The organism is Brevibacterium sp. AGC70 (assembly GCF_057334195.1).
The window spans coordinates 149,643-155,492 of record NZ_JBHFIH010000019.1; the positions used below are offsets into that span (position 1 = coordinate 149,643).

A 5,850-nucleotide genomic window follows, 5' to 3' on the forward strand; every position below is an offset into this window, starting at 1 on the left:
CTCAAGTCACAGCCCCCGCCCCATCTCAGTCGACGTGAGCATCTCGCATGGTCAGAACCCTCTCGGGCACAGTCTGACAGCATCTGCCCAGGTGGTCAGACGAGGTGTGCTCGGACCGTCGTCCACAGCCCGAGCACACGAGTCGACCGTTTTGGTCTCAGCCCCGCTGGACACCTTCGGTGTTGCGCAGGAGTCCTTCGCGACCATCTGAATCGCGAACCTTGAACCACGAACCGTTGTCCTCGAGACCGAGGAACCAGTCTCCGGGGTAGATCGTGAACACCGGCATTCCGGTGGTCGCGTCCACGGCTTCGCGCGGTTCGGGAACGGCGAACCAGAACGCCTGGATCACGTTCTGGCCAGCGCCCTGATCGGACTCGTCCTGGTCGGCATCGTTCTGGCCATGACCCGAGCGGTCCTCACGATCGTCCAGACCCGTGGCCGGTTGAACTGCGCTTTGGACGACAGTTTCCTCTTCGTCGATAGCGAAGGAGTTCGACGAGCCGGTCGCTGCTCCGAACTGTGGAGCCGAAGGCGCGTCCCCGGCGTTATCTCCGCCGCGTCTTCTCGCCTCTCCGGTGTCCGAGCCGTTGTTGCCGTGTGCGTTGTTGCCATAGTCGGCCACCGGCACATACTGCGTCGGTTCGTCAGCTTCCGGGTGGGTGGTACGTTCCGCAGCCGATTCCGCACCACCAGTCGCACCTGTTGCAGCAGCGCCGGCAGCACCATCTGCGGGGGAACCGCTGACGACGGTGGCATCGTCGTCCGAAGCCCCTGTGCGCGGCTTCTCGGTGCCAGCCTCGCTTCCACGGGCCTCGTCGGCGGTCGTGCTTCTCTCGCTGCGTCCGGCGTTCGCCGAAGCGGTTGAGTCAGCTGATTCGCCCGAGATGGCCGAAGTGGTTGAGTCAGTTGAGTCGTCTTCCGGCTTCAGCGCAACCCCTTCGGAGGCACGAACGTTGGTGTCCGATTCGTGAGCGTTGACCTTCGAGGCGAACGAGCTGCTCTCCGCAGGAGACGCGGAGTCCCCCCTGTCGCTGACCGCTTCACGATCGGCGGTTTCGGTCCGGTCGGGGCCACCTTCTGAACGCTCGGCCTGACCATCGGCCCGTCCCTCAGCTGTTTCGGATTCACCAACCGAATTGGGCGCGGCATGGCGTCCGCGACGTCGTTCTGATTCCGACTTCGATTCAGATTCCGAGCTCGCTGAGGCTGCTCCGGCGACAGCGGCACCGACTCCGAGTGCGCCCGCGCCTGCGACGGCAGCGGTCGTGCCCGCTCCCGACGAGTCGTGGTCGGCGCTGTCGGATTTCGACTCGGTGGTGCCCCGGCTGTCCGCGCCGGAGCCTCTCTCGTCACGGGAGTCGCTTCGTTCGTTAGAGTCGCCGGTGCTTGAGCCGTCTGCAGGCACGGGAGCCTGAACTGCTGTTTCGCCGTCGTTGCTCCACGGCGATTCCTCACGCTGAGCACCGAACCCGAAGGTCTGCGTCGGTTCGCTCTGCGTGTGCTGGGGATCCTGTGAGTCTTGGGCCCCCAGGTAGGTCTGGCCTGACCCTGTACTCTGAACCGCCTGGTCCGCCGAGCCATCGGCAGCCGTTTCAGAATCGAAAGACGACTCCTGCGCTTGCTGCTCCGGCGGAGCATACGGGCTGTCCTGTTCTGCTCCGATGGGCTGACCGAACTGGTCCTGCCCAACAGGCTGGCCATTCTGTTCTGGCGCAGCGAAGTGGCCTGGCTGGTTTGGCTGGCCGTACTGGCCTGGCTGGCCGTACTGTCCTTGCTGGCTGTTCTGGTCCACTCCACCTGGCTGGCCTGGTCCAGCTTGCTGACCTGGGCCACCGAACTGGCTCTGTCCGCCGAACTGACCCGGTCCACCTTGCTGACCTGGATGTAGGGGTGCCCCTGGCTGACCCTGCGAACCGATCGGCCCGTTGGGCTGACCGCCGTAGGGTGCGCCGAATCCGCCTGGGCCGTTGTGGGCGCCTGGCACGTTCGCCACAGGAGCTGGATGCGGTGCGCGCTTGCTCACGGGGCGTGCCTTCGGATGTGCGGGAACATCATCGCGAACCGCGAATTCCCTGCTGAAGAAGGGAAGCATGGTGAATACGCCCGCGAAGAAGGCGATCAGAGCCGCGAAGAAGGCAAGATACGCACCGACGTGCCAGAACTGGACCGACGTCAGCAGGTGGACGAAGGCAAAGGTGAACGCAGCGCCGGAGAGAACCGAGATCGCCTGATCAAGACTGAGTGAACCGACCTTGAGTCCACCGTTGCCGAATTTGCTGACGAAGACTGCCGCCACAATCAACCAGATTCCGAACACGTCGAATGTCAGGGTGCCCATAGCGTCGATGGTCCAATGCCACAGCGACACCGATACGAACCCATCGCCTTTGAACGGCACGAAGAGGACAACCAGTGAAAGGAGTCCTGCACAGAGCAGGAACAGATCGCGCAAGGTCAGCGGTCCGAGAAGACCCGGGCCGCTGCGCGGACTCTTCTGAGCTGCTGGACCTGCGGAACCGAACTGACCCGGCGCTGACCCCTGAGTGCCGGGAGCGGAACCATAGGGACCCGGTGCCGAACCATAAGGTCCTGGGCCTCCTGGCCCGTAAGGGCCTGGACCAGTGTTCTGCGGACCTGGAGCTGGGCCCGAACCGTATGGTCCCGGCACCGGCACTGAACCATAAGGGCCGGGGCCTGAGTTCTGTGGGCCTGGTCCCGAGCCATAGGGACCGGGCCCTCCCGAGCCATAGGGACCCGGTCCACCCGAGCCGGCAGGACCGCCGCCGTACCCACCGGGCCCGGAGGACTGAGATTCAGGTCCTGCACCGAAGGCAGGTCCCGATCCATGTGCCGCCCCTTGGCCGAACTGTGGTTGGCTGTTCGGCCCGGGGTTCTGCGCGTGCGGATCATGCCACTGCTGTGGTCCTGATCCAGTGGGGTGCTGCGGCGAACTCATCGATTGCTCCAGTCGCTCTTGGGGACAGGGTCGTCAAACTTCATGTGTCTGTCTGGTTTCCATCCTGACAGACTCCTACCCCATCCTTGCAGAACAGGAACCCCTGCGCACTCCTTCTCTGCCGCCTGTCCGGCACAGTCGAATCTCCGCATCCGTCTCCCCGGGTACCGCTCGGCGCCAGAAGTGTGTCATATAGCACAGCCTCTGAGTGATTGCTACCCCCGGACACCACCGTTCATCGCACGGACGACGGTGCCCCTGGGCCCCGCCTCGGGTATACAGTGCAACTAGAATTTTCGATCCATCAAAGAAGCCGGAGGGAAAAATGACCGACAGCACAGCAGAATCCGAAACTTTTGCCCCACCTGAAGAGTTCGTTGCTGCCGCCAATGTCAAGGCCGACGAATACGAGCGTGCCGATGCCGACTACCTGAGCTTCTGGGCCGAGCAGTCTCGTGACCTCGTCGACTGGAATGAGGACTTCGGAGAAGTACTCGACTGGACCAACCCGCCATTCGCGAAGTGGTTCATCGGCGGCAGAATCAACGTGGCCTACAACTGCCTCGATCGCCATGTCATCGCCGGCAACGGTGAGCGCATCGCCATCAACTTCGAAGGGGAACCCGGCGACTCCCGCTCCTTCACCTACGCGGAGCTGCTCGCCGAAGTGTCCAAGGCAGCCAACACTCTCGCCGACCTCGGGATCAAAGCCGGAGATCGTGTGGCCATCTACCTGCCTATGATTCCCGAAGCGATGATCTCCATGTTGGCCTGTGCCCGCCTCGGCGCCGCCCATTCAGTGGTCTTCGGCGGCTTCTCCGCTGATGCGCTGCGCTCACGCATCATCGATGCCGAAGCACGTGTGGTCATCACCGCCGACGGCAGCTACCGTCGTGCCAAGGCCACCAGCCTCAAACCGGCAGTGGACGACGCCCTGTCACACGGTGACACCCCCGTCGAGACTGTTCTCGTGGTGCGCCGCACGGGTCAGGACGTCGAGATGGTCGAAAGTCGGGACCAGTGGTGGCACGAGACGGTGGAAACCGCGAGTCCTGTGCACGAGTGCGAATTCTTCGACTCCGAGAACCCGCTGTTCATCCTCTACACCTCCGGAACCACAGGTAAGCCGAAGGGCATCCTGCACACTTCGGGCGGCTACCTCACCCAGGTTCTGTACTCGATGAAGGCTGTCTTCGACATCAAGCCCGAATCCGATGTGTTCTGGTGCACCGCCGACGTCGGCTGGGTCACCGGACACTCATATGTCACCTACGGACCGTTGGCAGCCGGCGCCACCCAGATCGTCTACGAGGGCACTCCTGACACGCCCCACCAGGGACGCTGGTGGGAGATCATCGAGAAGTACAAGGCAACGATCCTCTATGCCGCTCCAACTGCGATCCGCACATGCATGAAGTGGGGTGAGGAGATTCCAGCGAAGTACGATCTCTCCAGCCTGCGTCTTCTCGGCAGCGTCGGCGAACCGATCAATCCTGAGGCTTGGCGCTGGTACCACCGCGTCATCGGCGGTGAGCGCTGCCCGATCGTCGACACCTGGTGGCAGACGGAGACGGGCTCGCACATGATCGCTCCGCTTCCCGGCGTGATGTCGACGAAGCCAGGCTCTTCGCAGCGTCCTATCCCGGGCATCTCCGTCGATGTTGTCGACGATGAGGGCAACAGCCCAGCTGGTCCGGAGGGTGGGCTCCTCGTCATCCGCCAGCCATGGCCGTCGATGCTGCGCGGTATTTGGAAAGATCCCGAGCGTTTCAAAGAGACCTACTGGTCACGGTTCGAGAACACCTATTTCGCGGGCGATGGCGCCAGGCGCGATGAGGACGGGGACATCTGGTTCCTCGGCCGTGTCGATGACGTGATGAACGTATCCGGGCACCGTCTGTCGACGGCCGAGATCGAGTCATCCTTGGTTGCTCACCCCTATGTCGCCGAGGCGGCGGTGGTCGGAGCAGCGGACGATACGTCCGGTCAGGCCGTCGTTGCCTTCGTCATCGTGGGCAACGATGTCGAGGGCTCCCCAGAGATCTCCGAAGAGCTGCGTCAACATGTCGGAAAGGACATCGGGCCGATCGCGAAGCCGAAGAAGGTCCATATCGTATCCGAACTGCCGAAGACCCGCTCCGGCAAGATCATGCGCCGCCTGCTCAAGGATGTCGCCGAACACCGCAAGGTGGGAGACTCCTCGACCCTGGCCGACTCATCGGTCATGGACCTGATCGAAGAATCGGTGGCGAAGAACTGACCGTGCCCTGAGACGAACCCGCCGGTGAGAACGGATGATCGCACAGAGCCGTTCCGTATTCATCCGGCGGGTTTTTCTCGTTTTACTGGCCGCATTTCTTTGGTCACCACGCGCGTTCAGACTACTCTTAAGAAAGATTGTCCAAGTTTTTGTCGATAGGAGCACTCATGGCTGAGAGGTCGATCAGCGAACTGATCAAAGGCATCGGCGACGATTCCAAAGCGATCGCCGAGGAAGAAATTGCGCTGGCCAAGGCTGAAGCCACAGCCGGTGCGAAGAACTTGGGCATCGGCTCGGCACTTGCCGTCGTCGCCCTGTTCTTCCTGTTCTTGTCATCGTTCATGGTGATTTTCGCCGGGGCCGCCGCATTCCACGAGGGCCTGGGATGGCCATGGTGGGGCAGCTTCCTCATTGTCTTCGGCATCCTTGCGGTGCTCGCCATCATCCTCGTGCTGATTGCTCTGCCGTTGTTCAAGAAGGGCAACCCGGTTCCGGGTACGGCGATCGGTTCGGCCAAGTCGTTGCTCGCGTCGGTCAAGCGTGCGGTGAAGAATCCCTCCGGACCGCGATACTGACAGATCTCGCAACTGAGAACTGCGGAATAGTTCCACACTCGGTGGGGGGGGGGGGG

At 62.6% G+C, this 5,850-nt stretch carries 3 protein-coding genes; 2 read left to right on the forward strand and 1 reads right to left on the reverse strand.

The window, feature by feature from the left end; all coding sequences use genetic code 11:
- Positions 1 to 157 precede the first annotated feature (157 nt).
- The gene (locus tag ACE03M_RS18360; RefSeq protein WP_485935445.1) at positions 158 to 2,455 is read right to left on the reverse strand and encodes an MSCRAMM family adhesin; all 2,298 of its coding nucleotides are present in this window, start codon (positions 2,453 to 2,455) and stop codon (positions 158 to 160) included.
- An 829-nt stretch (positions 2,456 to 3,284) separates the two neighbouring features.
- On the opposite strand from ACE03M_RS18360, the gene acs reads away from it, so the two are divergent.
- Together acs and ACE03M_RS18370 are read left to right on the forward strand one after the other, a co-directional pair.
- On the forward strand, positions 3,285 to 5,219 hold the full coding sequence (gene acs / locus ACE03M_RS18365) for an acetate--CoA ligase (protein WP_485935446.1): 1,935 nt from the start codon (positions 3,285 to 3,287) through the stop codon (positions 5,217 to 5,219).
- Positions 5,220 to 5,386: 167 nt separating this feature from the next.
- Positions 5,387 to 5,794 (forward strand): phage holin family protein, encoded by a 408-nt coding sequence (locus tag ACE03M_RS18370; RefSeq protein WP_143922107.1) that lies wholly within the window; start codon positions 5,387 to 5,389, stop codon positions 5,792 to 5,794.
- Positions 5,795 to 5,850: the final 56 nt, after the last annotated feature.

Excerpts from the sequence above, each read along its gene's own strand:
- acs (WP_485935446.1), top strand. The coding sequence starts at position 3,285 with ATGACCGACAGCACAGCAGAATCCGAAACTTTTGCCCCACCTGAAGAG.
- ACE03M_RS18370 (WP_143922107.1), top strand. The coding sequence starts at position 5,387 with ATGGCTGAGAGGTCGATCAGCGAACTGATCAAAGGCATCGGCGACGAT.